Here is a 19,815-nt window from a genome sequence, read left to right as displayed (position 1 = left end):
GCGTGTGCGGTGTGTCACCCACGCTGCAGACGCAGCCACGTCAGGGCGCGTTGCTAGCGCTCGCGCCACACCGGCTTGAGGTGGCGGTCCAACGCCCAATGCGCCTCACCCGGCCGCGTGCAAACACCGCCTACCCACCGCTCTGATTGGGTGTGGGCTATCCAGTTGGCGTTGCCACTCAATACCTCGCTTCCCAACGGCGTCAACGCCAGCCTGCGCTGAGGCCATGGCAGGTGGGCCTCGGTTTCCAGCAGTAACGGCTGTGCCCCATCGATCAACGGCCGCAGCAGCGCATGAAACATCATGTCCCCCAGGAACGGCAGCGGCTCGCGCTTGGCCATCAACTCGGCGAACACCCGGCCGAACGCTACCGGCCCGGCTTCGGCGATGTAAGTGAGGGCAAGACGTTCGGTCAGCGACAGGCCGTCCTCAAGCCCCGGCAATTCCTGCAACTGGCGCAACAGGGCGGGTGCCATAAGCGGCAGGGCGGTGTGCTCGGCATGGGCCAACTGCGCCAGTGCGATGGGTGAGCTGTCGCAGTACGCCGCCCAGGCCTGTTTGGCCAGGTGAACCGCGTCGTCATCGATCACGCGCCGTTGCGGCCATAACCAGGCCAATACATCCGGTGCCAGTTGGCCAATGCCGATAAAACGCTCGACGCCGGGAATGCGGTCCACCTCGATCAGTTCCAGCCTGGGCGGAGCCTGCTCGAGACCGGCCAGGGCGCGGATCAGGAACAGCTGGTCATAGGCATCCGCCTCGCACCACAGCACGCTGTGTTCGGCGCTGGCCAGGGTTTGCAGTTGGGTGTATTCGTCGACCACGCGGCGTGCGGTGTCTGTTTCGTCCATGGCGAAGGCCCGGCTGATGAACGCGCCGCGCATGTCGTGGAATGCCTGGCGGGGCAGGTCGCGCACCGGGCCCATGCACAGCGGGTCGGTCAGCATCCGGAAGCGGCCCTTGAAGCCTGCCACCTTCAGTGTGTGGGCAATGTCGCTGCCGCAACGCCAGTGGGTGGTGCGCGCTTCATCGCTGGCATCGAAGCCCGGGTGGCGAGCCGCGAAGTCGAGGGCGTCGACATGCGCCTTGAGCTTGGGCCAACTGCTGAAACCGAGCTGTCTGGCGACTTGCCATTGGGCCTGGGATAGCGTGGCTGCCGGGTCTTGGGTCTTGAGCTGGGATAACAGTTCCTTGGCACGCTTGCGCTGCTGCTCAAGGTTCAGACGGCCATCGGTGTTGGAGGTGACGGGACGTTGCGACATACGAGCTCCTTGCACAAACCTTTTCCGCTTTAAGGTGTGGAGTCGTAGAAATAAGAGGGTGCTTCACTGTCTTGGGCGCAGCCCTTTCCGCGGAAGGTGGCGTAGAGAGCGCCAGGCGGCAAATATAGGCAGTGCGGTGCGCGATTGCAAATCAGGCGCGCGCATCGGGCTTGCGGTCGATCCAGTGCGTCTTGATGCCCTTGGCCCACGCCACCGTGTAGAAACAGCTGAGCAATACGATGCCCCATTGCTCGGCATTGATCGAAGACCAGAACCAGAACGGCTGGCCCGCCATGCCGAACAGGCAGGCGTAGCGGCGCACCTTCAGGCGTTTGCTCTGGCTGAACCAGATGGCGACGACGCCGAGGGCGGCGATCATGATTTGTGCGATCAAGGGGCGTGCTCCATGTTCTGAAGTTTCACAGGAGGCGCTGGCTCGCGTGTGGCAGCGCGGTGCCGGAACCTGAAGTTCTGAACCGCGCAGGTGGCGATAGTTTGATTTTTTCAGGCAAAAGTCGCACTGCCTGGCAACCACCGCGCCCACAGCAAAGTCACAAACGGGCGTTAATCCAGATCGCTCACGCCAAAATCCAACACCACCTTCATCGCCTGGGTCTTGTCCGCCGCCAGCTCAAATGCCCGCACCGCCTGTTCGAATGGCACGGTGTGCGAGATCACCGGCCGTACATCAATGATCCGGCGGTTGAGCAAATCCACTGCCTGGGCAAATTCCGGATGAAAGCGGAAGGTGCCGCGCAGGTCGATCTCGCGGCTGACCAGCAGGTTGAGCGGCAGCGTCACGTCACCGCCCAACCCGACCGTCACCAACACGCCGCGCGGGGCGATGCATTCCAGGCCGTTGCGCAGGGCCTGGGCGCTGCCGGACACTTCGAACATCACATCGAAGTAGCCTTTTTCGCTGGTGTAGCGCTTGAGTGCATCGTTGCCGTCGGCAAGGTTGTGGGTGCGGCTGGCGCCCATTTTTTCGGCGCAGGCGAGGGCGCTGGCCGACAAGTCCACGGCGACGATTTCAGCCGCGCCCGCTGCGCGCAAACCGCCGATCAGCAGGTTGCCGATGGGGCCGCAACCGGTCACCAGCACACGCTTGCCGAACACCGCGCCGGCGCGTTGGATGGCGTGCAAACCCACCGACAACGGCTCGGCCAGCGCACCTTCGGCGAGGGTCACGTGGTCGGCCAGGCGATGGGCCTGGTGCGTTTCGATCACCAGGCTTTGGCGAAACGCGCCTTGGACATGCGGGAAGGGCATGGCGCTGCCGTAGAAGCGCATATTCAGGCAATGATTGGGCAAGCCCTGCTGGCAATAACGGCAACCGCCGCAGGGGCGCGACGGCGAGACCGCGATGCGCTGGCCGACCTTGAACGGCCCGGCGTCCACGCCCACGGCATCGATCACCGCCGACACTTCATGGCCGAGCACCATCGGTTCACGCAGGCGCACAGTGCCGAAACCGCCGTGTTGGTAGTAATGCAAATCCGACCCGCAGATACCGCCGCGGGCGATGCGCACGCGCAGTTGGCCGGGGACGAGGGTTTGCGGTTCATCCTGAGGGCTGACCCGCAGGTCTTTTGAGGCATGGCAGACGATAGCGTGCATGAGTTTCTCCGGGTTACAGCGATGCGGTGATGCCGCCGTCGACATACAGGATATGGCCGTTGACGAAACTGGCCGCGTCACTGGCCAGAAACACCGCCGCGCCGGCCAGTTCGGCCACGTCGCCCCAGCGTCGGCTCGGCGTGCGTTGCACCAGCCAGTCGCTGAATTCGGGGTTGGCCACCAGGTTGGCGTTCAGTTCGGTCTTGAAATAACCGGGGCCGATGCCGTTGACCGTCAGCCCGTGCGGGCCCCAATCAATCGCCATGCCTTTGGTCAGCATCTTCAGCGCGCCCTTGCTTGCCGCATACGGCGCAATGCCTGGGCGGCCCAGCTCACTTTGCACCGAGCAGATGTTAATAATGCGCCCACGCTTGCGCGGGATCATCGCCCGCGCCACGGCCTGGCCCACCAGGAACGCACTGTCGAGGTTGGTGCTGATCAGCTCGCGCCAGTGGTGCTCGCTGTAGTCTTCCAGCGGCCCACGGCGTTGCATGCCGGCGTTGTTCACCAGAATCTCCAGCGGGCCGAGGCGCTCCTCGATGCTCGCAACGGCGGCCTGGATCGCCGCGCTGTCGGTCACATCGAACGGCTGGGTGTGCACCTCCAGGCCCTCCAACGTGAGCAAGGCGGCCGCGTCACGCAAGGTGCTGCGGTTGCGCCCGTTGAGTACCACCCGCGCGCCGGCCTGGGCCAGACCGCGCGCGATGGCCAGGCCGATGCCGGCACTGGAACCGGTGACCAGCGCGAGCCGGCCGTCGAGGCGGAAGTTATCTAAAACGCTGTGCATGGAGCCTGTCTCCTGACGTGCTTATTGTTATAAGCAAACCCATCTTCAATCATCGCGAGTGACCTTAGTTCACCCCAAGGCGCGGTGGGGGGCCAATATTCATTTATGATCGGCTGATCAATTTTTGTGATAACCGAGGAGGCGGGATGGAACTCAAGCACTTGCGGGCGTTCGTGGTGCTGGCCCAGGAGCTGCATTTCGGCCGGGCCGCCGCGCAATTGTCGATTGTGCAGCCGGCGCTGAGCATGCAGATCAAATTGCTCGAAAGTGGCTTGGGTGTGCGCCTGCTCGACCGCAATCGCCATTCGGTGACGCTGACCGAAGCCGGCCGTGTGTTCTTGCCCGAAGCCCAGGCCACCTTGCATCAGGCCGCACGGGCGGCCGATGCGGCGCGGGCGTCCAACCGTGGTGAAATCGGCCGTGTGCGCCTGGGTTTTGTCTCGTCGGTGTTGCCGCAATGGCTGCCCGAGTTGATCCGCGCGGTGCACCAGCGCTACCCGCGCATCGAGCTGGAACTCAAGGACATGCCCGGCCCCGATCAAGCCGCCGCCTTGAAAAACGGCCTGCTGGATTTCGGCCTGATGCGCCTGCCCGCCACACATCCCGGCGTGCAGACGCGCGCGGTGCTACAGGAAAGTTTTTGTGTGGCGTTGCCGGCGGACCATCCGCTGGCGGCGCAGCCCTGCGTGCTGCCCAGCGATTTGCTCGACCTGCCCGTGTATATCCTCGCGCGTCGCTATGCGCCGGGTTTTTACGATGAATTTATCCAGGCACTGGGCATGCCCTTGCAGATCGCTGCCGAACTGGGCGAGTTCACCACCATGCTTGCACTGGTCTCTGCCGGGTTGGGCATTGGCGTATTGCCAGAGCAGGCGGCGCGGGCGCTGCCGACCAACTGCGTGTCACGGCCTCTGCAACTGGGCGCGTTCAAGGCCAGCACCGGGTTGGCCTGGACCGAACTGGACAGTGCGGTGAAGAGCACCGTGTTCAACCTGATTGGGGAGTTGTTTGGGGAGTGATTGTGAGTGGAGGGGCGGTAGGGGCAGTGAATGCATTTATAGCTGACCCACTGCCATCGGGAGCAAGCCCCCACATTTGGATCGCGGGGCCTCAGTTAGAGAGTTGTTCGAACCGTCACACGTCGATGAGATCGTCACGCACTGCGATGATTTCTACATGCTCAGCCAGCGGCGCTTCAATCGTTTCAATGATGCGCAAGGCTTTATGAGTGCGTACAAGGCCAAGAGCCTGGATGAGGCGTTTATTCATGCGGCGAGCCTGCGTTCGTGAGGGGGAGTTGTGGATACACGATCAATTCCAGTGCCCCTTTGTAATAGCGCTTGCCCCCCGGTGGCAGTTGCCCGGCCTCGCGCATTTCGCTGGTGCTGCCGACGCGTATCAGCACGCCGACCGACCCCTGTTGGCGGGCGTCCTTGAGCCAGGCTTGCACCTGGTCCAGGTCGATCTTGCGGTGGACCGAATCGGCATATTGCAGGCCGTAGCGCAGCTCGCCTTCGGTGTCATACAACGCCACTTGCGGGCGTTGCAGGCGCCAGGCGAGGGCGGCGGCGAGGCTCAGGTCGTTGCTGAGCAGGGCGTGGGTCTGTTGCAGGACTTGCTGATGCTCCGAGACGAACGTGTCGGGCATTTCGTTATCGGCGATCACTTGCGGCATGCTCGCCGGCAACAGAATCACCAACAGGCCGATACCCAGCACCGGCATGGCCCACAGCGTCAACGGGCGAAAGGCTTGCAGCAGGTTGGTGAGTATCCACCCCAGCAACACGATAAACGCCAGGGACAGGCTGAACATCTCGGCGTGGCTGTTGCTGTACACGGGCCTGGCGATTTGCAGATAGATCAGGCCGACCATGGCCGCCATGCCGATCACGAAGTTGAGCAGGCCATTGAGGCGAGATCGTGCGGGCCTGGCGTAGGCGCAGCAGGTCGCTCAAGGTATGCCCCATCAGCAACGCCAGCGGCAGCAGGCACGGCATGATGTAGGTTGGCAGCTTGCCGTTGCTCAGGCTGAAGAACACCAGCGGCAGCAACAGCCACAGCGCCAGGAAAGCGATGGCCGGCTGGCGTTTCTGCTGCCAGGTGGCGCGCAGGGTGCTGGGCAGCAACCCGGCCCACGGCAGGCAGGACACGGCGATGATCGGCAGGAAGAACCACCACGGTCGCACGTGTTGCGCGTTGTCGGCGCTGAAGCGGCGGATGTGTTCATTCCAGAAAAAGAAGCGCCAGAAGTCCGGCTCCTGGCTGTGAATCGCCAGCACCCACGGCAAGCACACCAGCACCGCGACACAGATCGCCAGCGGGCCATAGCGCAGCAACTCGCCCAGGCGCCGTTGCCAGAGCATGTACGGCAGCGCGATCAACACCGGCAGCGCCCAGGCCAGGAAGCCCTTGGTCATGAAACCCATCGCGCAGGCAAACCCCAACACGGCCCAAGCCCCCAGGCGGCTGCGTGGGGTGCTGCTGTCGAGGGCAAACCACAATGCCACGAGGCTGAGGTTGACCCACAAGGTGAACTGCGGATCGAGGTTCGAATACCCGGCCTGCCCGGCGATCAGGCCAAAGCTCAGGTATAGCAGGGCACAGGCGAAGCTTTTGCGCGGGTCGTTCCACAGGCGGCGGGCGATGAGGTAGGCCAGCAGCACGCTCAAGCCACTGGTGAGCGCAGAGGCAATGCGCACGCCGAACAGGTTCTGGCCAAACACGGCCTGGCCCAGGGCGATCAGCCAATAGCCGCCGGCCGGTTTTTCGAAATAGCGGATGCCCATGAAGTGCGGCGCCACCCAGTTGCCACTCTGGAGCATCTCCTGGCTGATCTGGGCGTAGCGGGTTTCATCCGGGGTCCACAAACCGTGCAGGCCCAGGGGGTAATAGATAAAACGCGGCGAGAGCCAAAAGCAGCACCGGCAGGGGTTTTAAACGGTTCACGAACACGTCGCTCCTTGACGTTCAAAGTTGAGGTTTTGAAGTGATGAAGTCATCACGCAAGTGTTCACAGCGTTTATTGAATAGCGTGAATGAGTCATGAAGTTCTTAGTTAAAAGGCGCAATTAAACATGCCAGAACAGGCCTGTCTTTTTGCTGAACATGGGCGGTAATCGCGTTGGCGCGATGACTTAGAATTGTTTGAGGGCAGCGGGCCAGTCGGGGTTATTCATGATGCCCAGGGTCTTGAATTTGCCATTGGGCAAAACCTGTACGAACAGTGCGCTGCCGTACTCGGGGAACCTGGCGCGAGGGAAGCCCAGGCTGGTTTCGAAGTCGGCGATGCAGCCGCTGTGGGTGACGAATACCAGGTTGCGCCCAGGCTGTTTGTAGCGCAGCAATTCTTCGCCCATGGCTGCGCCGCAGACGGCTCTCTCGCCGGAGGTCAGCTCATGTTTGTCGAACATGAAGCGCAAAGTCTGGGCGGTGCGGATAGCGGGGCTGGCGAGCACGTCGCTCTGGGCCATGCCCAGCGATTTAAAGGCGTTGCCGAGTGTCTGCGCGTGTTGGCTGCCGTTGATCGTGAGGCCTTCGAGCGGGCCCAGGCACGGGTTGCTCGAACGGTCGCAGCGTTCTTCATGGCGCACCAGCACAATCACTTCGCCGTCGCGCCAAAGGGGGATCACTTGCGAGGTCAGGAGACGATCGCCCACCCCCAGGTTCCGTGGGGACGCCGGCCACAGCAGGCTGCACACGAGCAGCAAGGTGACCACGCTAATGCCTAGCCACAGCCGTTGCAGGCGCTTGGAAAAAGCCCGCCGCGAACGTGGTTTGGTCAGGGTAAGGTCAACCACTTCATTCACCATGGGCGCTGTTGGCAATGTTGTATTTGTTTGGCGCAACGTGTCGGCTATTCGCCGCAGTGAAACAGGAGGCTGTCATAGGGCTGCTGTCTTTTCGCTGAACACGTGGCGGTTAAAAAAGTTACCAGGCGTTGTAACTAACAAGTTGCCGACGCGTGGCGCTTGACCGGTAATTTAAAGCGGGGGAGTGGGCAACCGGTGAAATCCATGTGAAAAATTTGCGTAGGATCAATACATAGCCGTTATCCTCGATTGCCCCCCATCAAACGAGTGTTGTCATGTTGCAGGTGCACGCTGTGTTTAAAAGCTATGCCACGCCCCAAGGCCCATTGGCGGTGCTGTCGGGGGTCGACCTGCACTTGGCCGAGCGCAGCAGCCTGGCGTTGATGGGCGAGTCGGGCAGCGGCAAGAGCACGTTGTTGCACCTGGTGGCGGGGCTCGACCGAGTGGACCGCGGCAGCATCCAGGTGGGTGAGCAGCGCCTCGACCAGATGAGCGAAGCGCAACTGGCCCAGTGGCGACGTACCGACATCGGCCTGGTGTTCCAGCAGTTCAACCTGATCGGCAGTTTGCGTGTCGACGACAACCTGGCGTTCCAGGCCCGGCTGGCGGGGCGTTTTGATCCGCACTGGCAGGCGCATCTGGTCGAGCGCCTGGGCTTGGGCGATTTGCTCAAGCGCTACCCGGAACAACTCTCGGGCGGCCAGCAACAGCGCGTCGCCGTAGGGCGCGCGCTGGCATCCAGGCCCGGCTTGTTGTTGGCGGATGAGCCCACCGGCAACCTGGATGAGGCTACCAGCGACGAGGTGCTGCAACTGCTGCTGGACCTGCTGCGGGACAGCGCCACCAGCCTGTTGATGGTCACCCACAGCCCGCGCATCGCAGCGCGGCTGGACCGCCAGGTGGTGTTGCATCATGGCCATATCGTGCCTGCGGACGCGCGCTGAGATGGCGGTGTTTTATTGGACGCTACGCGCGTTGCTCAGCCATTGGCGACGCCATCCGGTGCAGTTTTTCAGCGTGCTCACCGGGCTGTGGCTGGCCACGGCGCTGTTGACCGGGGTGCAGGCCCTCAACAGCCAGGCTCGCGACAGCTACGTGCGCGCCAGCCAGTTGATCGGCGGCGAAGCCCAGGCCAGCCTCAGCGCTGCGGACTCGGCGAGTTTCCCCGAGGGGGTGTTTGCGCAACTGCGCCGCACCGGCTGGCCGGTGTCGCCGGTGGTGCAAGGGCGGGTGCAGTTGCAGAGCCATGAGGATGTGCGCCTGCAATTGATGGGCATCGAGCCGTTGTCGTTGCCCGGCAGCGCGACAGTGGCGGGGCAACGCTTGAGCCAGGCGCAACTGCTGGCCTTCTTTGACCCGCCGGGACGCACCTGGGTTGCCCCGCAGACCTTGCGGTCGCTGGGTTTGCAGGAAGGCATGCAACCACTGACGCTCAATGGCCAGCGCCTGCCGCCCCTGCAAGCCCAGGCGGACATGGCGCCCGGCCTGTTGTTGACCGATATCAGCTTCGCCCAACCGCTGCTCGACATGCCCGGGCGACTGTCGCGCCTGCTGGTAGACAAGGCGTTCGCCGCCGGCCAGCCCACGCCGCCCACCGACCTGCAACTGCGCCAGGCCGAGGACAATAACCTGGCGCGCCTCACCGAGAGCTTTCACCTGAACCTGGACGCCTTGGGTTTCCTCTCGTTTGTGGTGGGGCTGTTTATCGTGCACGCCGCCATCGGCCTGGCCCTGGAACAACGGCGCGGGCTGCTGCGTACCTTGCGTGCCTGTGGGGTCAGTGCGCGGCGTTTGATCTTCAGCCTGGGCGTGGAGTTGGCCGCGTTGGCGCTGCTCGGGGGCATCCTCGGCGTCGCCAGCGGCTACGGGCTGGCCAGCCTGTTGCTGCCGGATGTGGCCGCCAGCCTGCGCGGCTTGTATGGCGCCGAAGTGCCGGGGCAATTGAGCCTGAGCCCGGGGTGGTGGCTGGCGGGGTTGGGCCTGAGCCTGCTCGGCGCGTTGCTTGCCGGCGCAAGCAGCCTGTGGCGGGCCGCGCGCTTGCCATTGCTGGCGCTGGCCAACGATCAGGCGTGGCATGAGGCCCATGGCCGTTGGTTGCAACGCCAGGGTGGGGTGGCGGCGGCCGCGCTGCTGATCGCACTGTTGGCGCTGTGGCTGGGCGATAGCCTGGCGGCCGGCTTTGTGCTGATGGCGGCGTTGCTGCTTGGCGCGGCCCTCGGTTTGCCGGTGCTGCTCAATGGCGTGCTCAACGCCGTGCTCGGGCGCAGCCGCTCAGTGCTCGGCCAATGGTTTCTCGCCGACTGCCGCCAGCAGTTGCCGGCGCTGAGCCTGGCCTTGATGGCTCTGCTGCTGGCCCTGGCCGCGAATATCGGCGCGGGTTCGATGACATCGGGCTTTCGCCATACCTTCAACAACTGGCTGGAACAACGCCTCACCGCCGAGCTGTACCTCAACCCGCAAACCCCGGCCCAGGCCGAACAGCTCGGCGGCTGGCTGGCGCAACAGCCGTGGGTAAGGGCGGTGCTCCCCACCTGGCAAGTCGCCGTGCAAATACAGGGTTGGCCGGCGGACCTGTTCGGGGTGGTCGATGACCCTACTTATCGTCAGCATTGGCCGTTGTTGGAGGCTGTAGACCAGCCGTGGGACCAATTGCACACAAACGACACGCTGATGCTCAGCGAGCAGTTGGCGCGTCGCCTTTCAGTGACACTGGGGGATGTGCTCCCTATCCCAACAGCGCAAGGTGTATGGTCGCCCAGAGTCGTGGCGATCTACGCCGACTACGGCAACCCCAAGGGCCACCTACTGGTCAATTCGCAGCACCTGCTGGCGCATTGGCCGACACTCTCGCCGGCACGCTTCAACCTGCGTGTCGCTGCGCCCGACGTGGCGCCGCTGGTGCGTGAAGTGCAGCGCGCATTTGCCCTGGAGGACAGCCGGATCATCGATCAGCAGCAACTCAAAGGCTGGTCGAGCCAAGTGTTCGAGCGCACCTTCGCCGCCACCGCGGCCCTCAATAGCCTGATGTTGGGCGTGGCCGGCGTAGCGCTGTTCATCAGCCTGTTGACCCAGAGCCAGAGCCGCCTGGGCCAACTCGCACCGCTGTGGGCGCTGGGCGTGACGCGCCGGCAATTGATGCTGCTGAACCTGGGGCAGACCTGGCTGCTGGCGGTGCTCACCCTGGTGCTGGCGGTGCCGCTGGGCCTGCTGCTGGCGTGGTGCCTGGATGCGGTGATCAACGTGCAAGCCTTTGGCTGGCGCCTGCCGTTGCAGGTGTTCCCGTGGCAGTTGGCGCAACTGCTCGGGCTGGCGTTACTGGCGACATTGCTGGCATCGGCGTGGCCACTGTGGCAGCTGTACCGCAGCCGTCCGGCAGACTTGTTGAGGACGTTTGCCCATGAAGGTTAAAGCGTTGTTGTGCGCCGCTTTGCTGCTGGCCGGTTGCGACAAAGCCCCCGCGCCGGCGCAGAGCTTCGCGGGCCTGGGCAATGATGCGGCGGACTTTGCCCAGGTGGTGCCGGGCAAGGTGTTCAGCTTTCCAGACGACCACGGCCCCCATGACGGTTTTCGGATCGAGTGGTGGTACGTCACCGCCAACCTCAAGGACGCACAGGGCAACGTATTCGGGGTGCAATGGACGCTGTTCCGCAATGCCCTCAAGCCCGGGCCGACGCAAGCGGGCTGGCATGACTCCACCGTGTGGCTCGGCCACGCCGCCGTCACCAGCGCCACTCGCCACTACGCCGCTGAACGTTTGGCCCGTGGCGGCGTCGGCCAGGCCGGTGCCCAGGCGGTGCCCTTCAACGCCTGGATCGACGATTGGAATTTTGCCAGCCGCCCCGGCGCCGCCAGTGCGTTGGCGGATATGCAACTCAAGGCCGGCGGTGCGCAATTCGCCTACGATCTGCACCTGACCTCCAGCCGCCCGCTGGTGCTGCAAGGCGCCAACGGCTACAGCCGAAAATCCGATCTGGGCCAGGCGTCGTACTACTACAGCCAGCCGTTTTTCAACGCCAGCGGCAGCCTGAGCATTGATGGCAAGGTGTACCAAGTCACGGGCCCTGCCTGGCTGGATCGCGAATGGAGCAGCCAACCCTTGAGCGCCAGCCAAACCGGTTGGGACTGGTTCTCCCTGCACCTGGACAGCGGGGCGCAACTGATGTTGTTCCGTGTGCGCCAGCAGGACGGCGCCGGTTACCTCACCGGCACCTGGATCGACCCGCAAGGCCACGCCGAGACGTTGCACAACGCCAATATTCAACTTGCGCCGCTGGCAACCACGGCCATCGAGGGGCGCAACATGCCCACGCGCTGGTCGCTTAAAATTCCGGGCAAACAGCTGGACATCAGCCCTGAGGCCGTCAACCCGAACGCCTGGATGAACCTGAGCATTCCCTATTGGGAAGGGCCGGTGCGGTTTGACGGCGGGGTGGGGTATCTGGAAATGACCGGGTATTGAATAGGTAAAATTTCCTACAAAAATACTGGACATACATACAGTTGTTGGCTAGATTCCATCCCAGGTGACCGGATGTCACCTGACCTTCAGTTTTTAACTATGGATGGATAAAAAATGAAATCGAAAAAAGCCTTTATGTTGGGCGCGGCCATGGCGGCCTCCTGCTTCGTGTCGGCCTTTGCCCTGGCCGAGCAATACCCTCAGAAGCTCAGCGCCGAAGCGGTCAGGCTGGCCGTGGACAAAGCGCTAAAATCCGGCGGCAAGCTGGAAACAACCCAAGTTTCAACCGCGCTCAAGCAAAAGCTCAAGGCGGCGATGGCCGGCAATTCGAAGCCAGCGCAGAGCAAGGCCGCAGTCAGTGGCGCGCCGGTTGACGTGCAGGTCGATGCATTGAACACAGCTGACCCGGCGCAACTGAAAGGCTCGGCGATTGCTGCGTTCACGCCGCTGTTCCCGACCCTGGATATCAATACGCTGTACACCGTCAGCGGTGTGGAAACCGGTGCGCAAATCGCCTATCACTTCAACCTGCCGAAAAACGCGCGCATTCAGGTGCAACTGCTGAACCAGAGCGCCGGCACGGACATGTCGTTGACGCTGTTCCACGATGACGGCCAGGGTAATTTGACGCCCCTGGGCACTTCCGACGCCGCCGGCAATGCCGATGAGTACCTCAACGGTGTAATGCCGGCCGGTGACTACTACTGGTACATGGTGGCGAACACCGCGAGCAACGCACAGTTCAGCTTTGGTGTGGCGGTGGACAGCAACATCGATGCCTTCGAGCCCAACGACACCGCACAAACCGCGTTTGCCTTGCCGGATGCGCTGAACCAGGTGACGGGCAACATCGACTCCGTCAACGATGTCGATTACTTCGACTTCACTTCGCTGCGCGGTCAAGGCGTGGCCGTGTACCTGGATGAAGAAAGCACAGGCGCGCGCAACCAGTGGGTGTTCGAACGGTTTGATGGGAATAACTGGATAGTGGTCCAGCCGGAAAATACCTCGACCTACCCGAGCGTGCCCGTGGGCTATACCGTGAAGGTTCGCGTGCGCGCCAACCCAGCGGTGGCATTGAACCCCCAGGCGCAATACAAGTTGACGCTGGGTTCGGCACCCCGCCTGAACCAGTACGACGTGATTGGCGACAATGTGGTGCGCATCCCCAGTTCGATTTTCCAACTGGCCACCCAGGCGGCCCGCAACCTGAGCTGGAGCACGCAATGGTCTGACAGTACCGGCGAACCCCTGCGCGGCGTCACCCCGGTATTGCGGGTCGATAAGCAGTTCAGCGGCGCCTATAACTTTGTCAATTACGAGGCCACCACCGGCATCACTGGGGCAGCTTCGGGCAATGTCGCGCTGGGTACCTGCTCGGGTGACCACAACGCGATCTACCCGGACAGTTCGTCCGGCCAGACCTACAACTGGAGAACCTGGTTCAACGACGGCGGCTGGCGGATTGAACTCAAGGAATTCCCAGGCGTGGGTGTCGGGGTAGGTGGCAATATCGTGCAATACGTTAGCCTGGGTCATATTTGCAGCCAGAGCATTGTGCGCTAACTGATTCATGCAAGTGAGGCGGGGGGCAGTCCATAGGGCTGCCCCCTTTTTTTGCGCCTGTTATGCGCACCTCTCAAGAGGCTGTTTGCAGGCGGTACGACCAACGGGGGCTTGCACGCCCGGGATTTCCTTGCTAGCTTCTCGCAAAATGTTAACGATAACATTTGCTCTAAAAATAAAAACAAAACAGAGACCCACGCCATGAAAATGCTCCCGAAAACCCTGTGTTTATTGGCTGTAAGCATCACCCTCGGCACCGTTGCACCGGCATTTGCCGACGCCGCCAAGCCGATCCGCATCGGCGCGTCATTCCAGGAAATCAACAACCCCTATTTCGTCACCATGAAAAACGCCCTGGAAGAAGCCGGCGCGAGCATCGGTGCGAAACTCATCATCACCGACGCCCGCCACGACGTGTCCAAGCAGGTCAGCGACGTGGAAGACATGCTGCAAAAAGGCATCGATATCCTGCTGATCAACCCCACCGATTCGGTCGGCGTGCAATCGGCCGTCAAATCCGCTCACGCCGCCGGTGTCGTGGTGGTGGCGGTGGACGCCCAGGCCGAAGGCCCTCTGGATTCATTCGTCGGTTCGAAGAACTTCGATGCCGGTTTCCAGGCCTGTGAATACCTGGCTAAAAACATTGGCAACAAAGGCAACATCGCGATCCTCGACGGCATTGCCGTGGTGCCGATCCTGGAGCGTGTGCGCGGTTGCAAAGATGCCGTGGCCAAGCACCCTGGCATCAAGGTCGTGAGCATCCAGAACGGCAAGCAGGAGCGTGACCAGGCGCTGACCGTCACCGAAAACATGTTGCAGGCCCAACCCGGCCTCAAGGGCATTTTCAGCGTCAACGACAACGGCTCCCTCGGTGCCCTGTCGGCCATCGAAGCCAGTGGCCTGGACGTGAAACTGGTCAGTGTCGATGGCGCGCCGGAAGCGATCAAGGCGATCCAGAAACCCGGCAGCAAATTCATCGCCACCTCGGCCCAGTACCCCCGCGACCAGATCCGCCTGGCCCTGGGCGTTGCCCTGGCCAAGAAGTGGGGCGCGCAAGTGCCCGCCACTATTCCGGTGGACATCACTCTGATCGACCAGGCCAAGGCCAAGGACTTCAGCTGGTAAACCGCCCATGGCCCCACGGAAGGCGTGGGGCCTGGGGCTCCTTCTGAGCGAGAGGTCGGCGGCATGAGCAGTCTTCTGAAGCTGGAAAATATCTGTAAGCGTTACCCAGGGGGTGCAGGCCCTCAAGTCCATCAACCTGCAAGTCGAGCGCGGCGAGATCCATGCCTTGCTCGGCGAAAATGGCGCGGGCAAATCGACCCTGATGAAGATCCTCGGCGGCGTCGAGCACCAGGACGAAGGGCGGATCCTCATCAATGGCCAGGCACAGCGTTTCGCCACTTACCGCGACGCCATTGCCGCCGGAATCGGCATCGTGTTCCAGGAATTCAGCCTGATTCCCTATCTCACGGCAGTGGAAAATATCTTCCTCGGCCACGAGCTGAGCAACCGCTTCGGCCTGTTGCGCAAGCGTGAGATGGTCGCGGCCGCCGAGGCATTGTTCCAGCGCCTGGGCGTGAGCATCGACCTGCATTGCGCGGTCGAGCATTTGAGCGTGGCCGAGCAGCAGTTCGTCGAAATCGCCAAGGCCCTGGCGCTGGATGCGCGTTTGCTGGTGCTCGATGAACCCACCGCGACCCTGACGCCCAGCGAGGCCGAGCTGCTGTTCGAGATCATGCGTGAGCTCAAGCGCCAGGGCGTGGCGGTGATTTTTATCTCCCATCATTTGGAAGAGATTTTCCAGGTCTGCGACCGCATCAGCGTGCTGCGCGACGGCGCTAACGTGGGCGTCACCGATGTGGCCGACAGCGATATCGACCGCCTGGTGGAAATGATGGTGGGCCGCCGCCTGGAATGCAGTTTCCCGCCCAAGCCCGGCACCGGGCGCGGTCCGTTATTGCTGGAGGTCAAGGACATCCAGTTGGTGCGCAACGGCCCGCATAACAGCTTCCAACTGCACCAGGGCGAGATCCTCGGGTTTGCCGGCCTGGTCGGCTCCGGCCGCACTGAGCTGGCCCTGGGCATGCTCGGCGCGCTGCCGTCGGTGAGCAAGGAGGTGTGGCTGCGCGGTGAAAAAATCCGCCTCGACGACCCGGCCCAGGCACTGGCCCATGGCATCGGCCTGCTGCCGGAAAGCCGCAAGAGCGAAGGGCTGATCACCGATTTCAGCATTCGCGAAAACATCTCCCTGAACAACCTGCCCAAGTACCAGAACGCCGGTGGCCTGATCGACAAGGCCAAGGAATGCGCCAGCGTCGAGGCATTGATGAAGCAGCTGTCGATCAAGGCCCCGAGCGGCGAAAGCCGGGTGTTCAACCTCAGTGGCGGCAACCAGCAAAAGGTGGTGATCGCGCGTTGGGTCAACCACCACTGCGACGTGCTGGTGTTCGACGAACCCACGCGCGGCATCGACGTGGGCGCCAAGGCACAGATCTACGCGCTGATGCGCAGCCTCACCGAACAGGGCTACGCGATCATCATGATTTCCTCCGAACTGCCCGAAATCATCGGCATGTGCGACCGCGTCGCCGTGTTCCACAAAGGCGCGATCGTCAAGGTCCTGGAAGCGTCCGCCGTCAATCCTCAAGAGGTCATGCGCCATGCAACAGGGGGCTCAAGTGAATACGTCCATTAACCGCGCCGACACCGCTCGGCTGCGCCTGAACCTGGCGCGGCTGGTGCGTTCGCCGGCGTTCTATCCGTTCGTGGGGCTGGTGGTGGTGACCCTGGTGATGATCCTCGCCAGCGACACGTTCCTGACCGCCAGCAACCTGTCGAACATCGCCCGGCAGGTGTCGATCAACGCGATTATTGCGGTGGGCATGACCTGCGTGATTCTCACCGGTGGCATCGATTTATCGGTAGGGCCGGTGATGGCGTTGTCCGGCACGCTGACGGCCGGGCTGATGGTCGCGGGGCTGCCACCGGGGCTGGCGATTGGAGCCGGCATGCTGATCGGCGTGGCCTTCGGCATCGGCAACGGTTTATTCGTGGCCTACCTGCACATGCCGCCGATCATCGTCACCCTGGCGACCATGGGCATCGCCCGGGGCCTGGGCCTGATGTACACCGACGGCTACCCGATTTCCGGCCTGCCGGACTGGTTTGCCTTCTTCGGTCGCGAAAGCGTGTTCGGCATCCAGGTGCCGATCCTGATCATGCTGATCACTTACCTGGCCGCCTACGTGCTGCTGCAACACACCCGCGTCGGCCGCTACATCTACGCCATCGGCGGCAATGAGGAAGCCGTGCGTTTGTCCGGCGTGCGCGCGGCGCGCTTCAAGTTGCTGGTGTACGGCATCAGCGGCCTGACCGCCGCGATTGCCGGGCTGGTGCTCACCTCGCGCTTGATGAGTGGCCAGCCCAATGCCGGTGTGTCGTTCGAGCTGGATGCGATTGCCGCCGTGGTACTCGGCGGTGCGTCGATTGCCGGGGGCCGCGGGGTGATCGTCGGCACCTTGCTCGGCGCCATGCTGCTCGGCGTCTTGAACAACGGATTGAACATGCTCGGCGTGTCGCCCTACGTCCAGAGCGTGATCAAGGGCGGGATCATTTTGCTGGCGATTTTTATCAGCCGTCAGCGCCATAAATAAACTCCTCTCATATAGGTCAACCATCATGGACAAGCACACCCAAATGCAAGCCGTCGTCTGCCACGGCCCTAAAGACTACCGCCTGGAACGCATCGGCAAACCGCAGGCGCGCCCCAATGAACTGGTGATCCGCATCGCCGCGTGCGGCATCTGCGCCAGTGACTGCAAGTGCCACTCGGGCGCGGCGATGTTCTGGGGCGGCGACAACCCATGGGTCAAGGCGCCGGTGGTACCGGGCCATGAGTTTTTCGGCTATGTGGAGCAAGTGGGCGAGGGCGCCGAGGAACACTTCGAGGTGCAGGTGGGCGACAAGGTCATCGCCGAGCAGATCGTGCCGTGCGCCAAGTGTCGTTTCTGCAAGTCGGGTCAGTATTGGATGTGTGAAGTGCACAACATCTTCGGCTTCCAGCGTGAAGTGGCCGAAGGCGGCATGGCGCAGTACATGCGCATTCCCAAGACCGCCATCGTGCACAAGATTCCGGCGGCGGTGTCGCTGGAAGACTCGGCGCTGGTGGAGCCGATGGCCTGCTCGATCCACACCGTCAACCGTGGTGATATCCAGCTTGACGATGTGGTGGTGATCGCCGGTGCGGGCACCCTCGGGCTGTGCATGGTGCAGGTCGCGGCGCTGAAAACCCCGAAGAAACTGGTGGTGATCGACATGGTCGACGAGCGCCTGGAACTGGCGAAAAAATTCGGCGCCGACGTGGTGATCAACCCGGCCCGCGAGAATGCCCGCGAGATCATCAATGGCCTGACCGACAACTATGGCTGCGACGTTTACATCGAGACCACCGGCGTGCCGGCCGGCGTTACCCAGGGCCTGGACCTGATCCGCAAGCTTGGGCGTTTTGTCGAGTTCAGTGTGTTTGGCGCCGAGACCAGCGTGGACTGGTCGATCATCGGCGACCGCAAGGAACTGGACGTACGCGGCGCTCACCTCGGGCCGTATTGCTACCCGATCGCCATCGACCTGTTCGAACGCGGGCTGGTGACGTCCAAGGGCATTGTCACCCATGATTTCCCGTTGGATGACTTTGCCGAGGCTTTCGAACTGGCCAATTCGACCAAGTCGATCAAGGTGCTGCTCAAGCCGGTGCGCTGATCATGCATTACGTGATGGGTGTGGACATAGGAACCCAAAGTACCAAGGCGCTGCTGGTGGATGCTCAAGGCACGATCATCGCCCAGCATAGCCAGGGGTATCGCGTGGATACCCCCAAGGTGCGCTGGGCCGAGCAATGGCCGCAGGTCTGGCTGGATGCCGTCGAGGCCTGCGTGGCGCAGTGCATGGCCAAGGCCGAGGTGGCGGCGGGGCAGGTCAAGGCGCTGTGCATCAGCAGCCTGTATGGCGGCTCGGGCATCCCGGTGGATGCGCAGATGACGCCGCTGCACCCATGCCTGATCTGGATGGACCGGCGTGCCGGCGAGCAGGTGGCGTGGGTACGCGAGCATGTGGACCTGGAGCGCTTGTTCAGGATCACCGGCAACTCGGTGGACAGTTATTACGGCTTCACCAAGATGCTCTGGCTCAAGCAGCACCAGCCCGAGGTCTGGGCGAACACCCGCTACTTGCTGCCGCCCAACAGTTACATCAACTGGTGCCTCACGGGTGAGCTGGCGGTGGACCATAGCAGTGCCGGCAATATCGGTGGGGTCTACGATGTGGCGGCGCGGGGTTGGTCCGAAGCACTGCTGGCCGAGCTGGGCATACCGTTGGCGATGATGCCGCAGCGCCTGCTGTATGGCGCCGACGTCGTCGGTGGTTTGCTTGACGGCTGGGCCACCCGCCTGGGCTTGCAGGCGGGCACCCCGGTGCTTGCCGGGGGCGTGGATGCAGCCATGGCAACGCTGGCCGCCGGCGTCACGCAGCCGGGCAACCACGTGGCGATGATCGGCACCAGTATGTGCTGGGGCTACCTGAACCAGCAGGTGGATGCGCGTCACGGCTTGGTCAGCATGCCCCACGTCTACAACGGTCATCGGGACCTGTACATCTTCGGCGGCGCGATTACCGCAGGGGCGTCGGTGAGCTGGTTTCGCGAACAGTTCTGCCAGGCCGAGGAACAACAGGCCAAGGCCCGCGGCCTGGACAGCCTGGTACTGCTGGAACAGAGCGCGATGAATATTCCGGCGGGCAGCGAAGGGGTGGTGTTCCTGCCCTACCTGATGGGCGAGCGCAGCCCGGTGTGGGACGACCGCGCCAGTGGCAGTTTTGTTGGCCTGAACCTGTATCACAGCCGTATCCACCTGTACCGCGCGGTATTGGAGGGGGTGAGTTTTTGCCCTGCGCCATAACATCGAGGCGGGTACTCGCGGCGCGCACTCACTGGACCCACGCTTGATCGTGGTGGGGGGCGCGAGCCGCTCGGATTTGTGGATGCAGATCATCGCGGATGTCACGCGGTTACCGGTGTACACCATTGTTCAGGAAGTCGAGGCGGCCTTGGGCGCGGCGCTGCTGGCGGCGCACGCGGTGGGGTTGGTGAGTGATGAGGCGATGGACAAAGGCTGGGTGCACCTGGCGTTGCGCGCCGAACCCAAGGCGCAGAACGCCGAGGTGTATGACCGGGTCTTCGCCGAGTATGTGAAGTTGTATCCAGCCCTGAGGCCGATCATGCACAACCTGCAAACTACCTGAATCAACACGGTCCAAAAA

General features: G+C 62.8%; 13 protein-coding genes and 4 pseudogenes. 11 read left to right on the top strand and 6 right to left on the bottom strand.

All coding sequences use genetic code 11. The features are described from left to right. Nucleotides 1-53: 53 nt before the first annotated feature. From AB4O25_RS08765 to AB4O25_RS08750, 4 genes are all read right to left on the bottom strand, one after another. Nucleotides 54-1,262 carry a DUF1835 domain-containing protein gene (locus AB4O25_RS08765; RefSeq protein ID WP_017528247.1) on the bottom strand — a complete coding sequence of 403 codons (1,209 nt, stop codon included), beginning with the start codon at nucleotides 1,260-1,262 and terminating at the stop codon, nucleotides 54-56. 151 nt (nucleotides 1,263-1,413) lie between these two features. Beyond that, on the bottom strand, nucleotides 1,414-1,656 hold the full coding sequence (locus AB4O25_RS08760) for a hypothetical protein (protein WP_017528248.1): 243 nt from the start codon (nucleotides 1,654-1,656) through the stop codon (nucleotides 1,414-1,416). Nucleotides 1,657-1,826: 170 nt separating this feature from the next. Beyond that, complete coding sequence (locus AB4O25_RS08755; RefSeq protein ID WP_460150764.1) at nucleotides 1,827-2,879, bottom strand: L-idonate 5-dehydrogenase; 1,053 nt, start codon at nucleotides 2,877-2,879, stop codon at nucleotides 1,827-1,829. Between the two features lie 13 nt (nucleotides 2,880-2,892). Continuing rightward, nucleotides 2,893-3,666: a glucose 1-dehydrogenase gene (locus AB4O25_RS08750; protein ID WP_017528250.1), complete on the bottom strand. Its 774-nt coding sequence runs from the start codon at nucleotides 3,664-3,666 to the stop codon at nucleotides 2,893-2,895. A gap of 146 nt (nucleotides 3,667-3,812) precedes the next feature. Between AB4O25_RS08750 and AB4O25_RS08745 the strand changes: the two genes are divergently transcribed. After that, nucleotides 3,813-4,685: a LysR family transcriptional regulator gene (locus AB4O25_RS08745; protein WP_017528251.1), complete on the top strand. Its 873-nt coding sequence runs from the start codon at nucleotides 3,813-3,815 to the stop codon at nucleotides 4,683-4,685. A 118-nt stretch (nucleotides 4,686-4,803) separates the two neighbouring features. Beyond that, nucleotides 4,804-4,956 (top strand): annotated as a pseudogene (locus tag AB4O25_RS08740) (ABC transporter ATP-binding protein); the annotation flags it as partial. Here AB4O25_RS08740 and arnT read toward each other — a convergent pair. Both arnT and pmrG read right to left on the bottom strand, forming a co-directional pair. Further along, nucleotides 4,928-6,612: pseudogene (arnT, locus tag AB4O25_RS08735) on the bottom strand (lipid IV(A) 4-amino-4-deoxy-L-arabinosyltransferase). The pseudogenes AB4O25_RS08740 and arnT overlap by 29 nt on opposite strands. 188 nt (nucleotides 6,613-6,800) lie before the next feature. Beyond that, nucleotides 6,801-7,475 carry a lipopolysaccharide core heptose(II)-phosphate phosphatase PmrG gene (pmrG, locus tag AB4O25_RS08730; protein WP_460150763.1) on the bottom strand — a complete coding sequence of 225 codons (675 nt, stop codon included), beginning with the start codon at nucleotides 7,473-7,475 and terminating at the stop codon, nucleotides 6,801-6,803. Between the two features lie 275 nt (nucleotides 7,476-7,750). Here pmrG and AB4O25_RS08725 point away from each other — a divergent pair, with 275 nt between their 5' ends. The 9 genes and pseudogenes from AB4O25_RS08725 (at nucleotide 7,751) to AB4O25_RS08685 (ending at nucleotide 19,797) form a co-directional block, all read left to right on the top strand. Then, nucleotides 7,751-8,419 (top strand): ABC transporter ATP-binding protein, encoded by a 669-nt coding sequence (locus AB4O25_RS08725; RefSeq protein ID WP_116077759.1) that lies wholly within the window; start codon nucleotides 7,751-7,753, stop codon nucleotides 8,417-8,419. Between the two features lies 1 nt (nucleotide 8,420). Further along, nucleotides 8,421-10,883 (top strand): ABC transporter permease, encoded by a 2,463-nt coding sequence (locus AB4O25_RS08720; protein WP_460150954.1) that lies wholly within the window; start codon nucleotides 8,421-8,423, stop codon nucleotides 10,881-10,883. Continuing rightward, nucleotides 10,873-11,934: a lipocalin-like domain-containing protein gene (locus AB4O25_RS08715; RefSeq protein WP_065877597.1), complete on the top strand. Its 1,062-nt coding sequence runs from the start codon at nucleotides 10,873-10,875 to the stop codon at nucleotides 11,932-11,934. Before AB4O25_RS08720 ends, AB4O25_RS08715 begins: the two co-directional genes overlap by 11 nt. Nucleotides 11,935-12,048: 114 nt before the next feature. Beyond that, nucleotides 12,049-13,500, top strand: coding sequence for a hypothetical protein (locus AB4O25_RS08710; RefSeq protein WP_368949631.1), 1,452 nt, complete (start codon nucleotides 12,049-12,051; stop codon nucleotides 13,498-13,500). Nucleotides 13,501-13,701: 201 nt separating this feature from the next. Then, nucleotides 13,702-14,625, top strand: coding sequence for a substrate-binding domain-containing protein (locus AB4O25_RS08705; protein ID WP_460150762.1), 924 nt, complete (start codon nucleotides 13,702-13,704; stop codon nucleotides 14,623-14,625). A gap of 63 nt (nucleotides 14,626-14,688) precedes the next feature. Next, nucleotides 14,689-16,198 (top strand): annotated as a pseudogene (locus AB4O25_RS08700) (sugar ABC transporter ATP-binding protein). Continuing rightward, nucleotides 16,164-17,156, top strand: a complete 993-nt coding sequence (locus tag AB4O25_RS08695) for an ABC transporter permease (protein ID WP_017527391.1) — start codon at nucleotides 16,164-16,166, stop codon at nucleotides 17,154-17,156. Before AB4O25_RS08700 ends, AB4O25_RS08695 begins: the two are co-directional and overlap by 35 nt. A 25-nt stretch (nucleotides 17,157-17,181) precedes the next feature. Continuing rightward, nucleotides 17,182-18,261 carry an erythritol/L-threitol dehydrogenase gene (locus AB4O25_RS08690; RefSeq protein ID WP_017527004.1) on the top strand — a complete coding sequence of 360 codons (1,080 nt, stop codon included), beginning with the start codon at nucleotides 17,182-17,184 and terminating at the stop codon, nucleotides 18,259-18,261. Between the two features lie 2 nt (nucleotides 18,262-18,263). Next, a pseudogene (locus AB4O25_RS08685) lies at nucleotides 18,264-19,797 on the top strand (FGGY-family carbohydrate kinase). The last annotated feature ends 18 nt before the right edge of the window (nucleotides 19,798-19,815 follow it).

Source organism: Pseudomonas sp. S3_A03 (assembly GCF_054668275.1).
The sequence above is the reverse complement of the archived record's forward strand: the minus strand, read 5'-3'. Positions and strand labels throughout refer to the sequence as shown.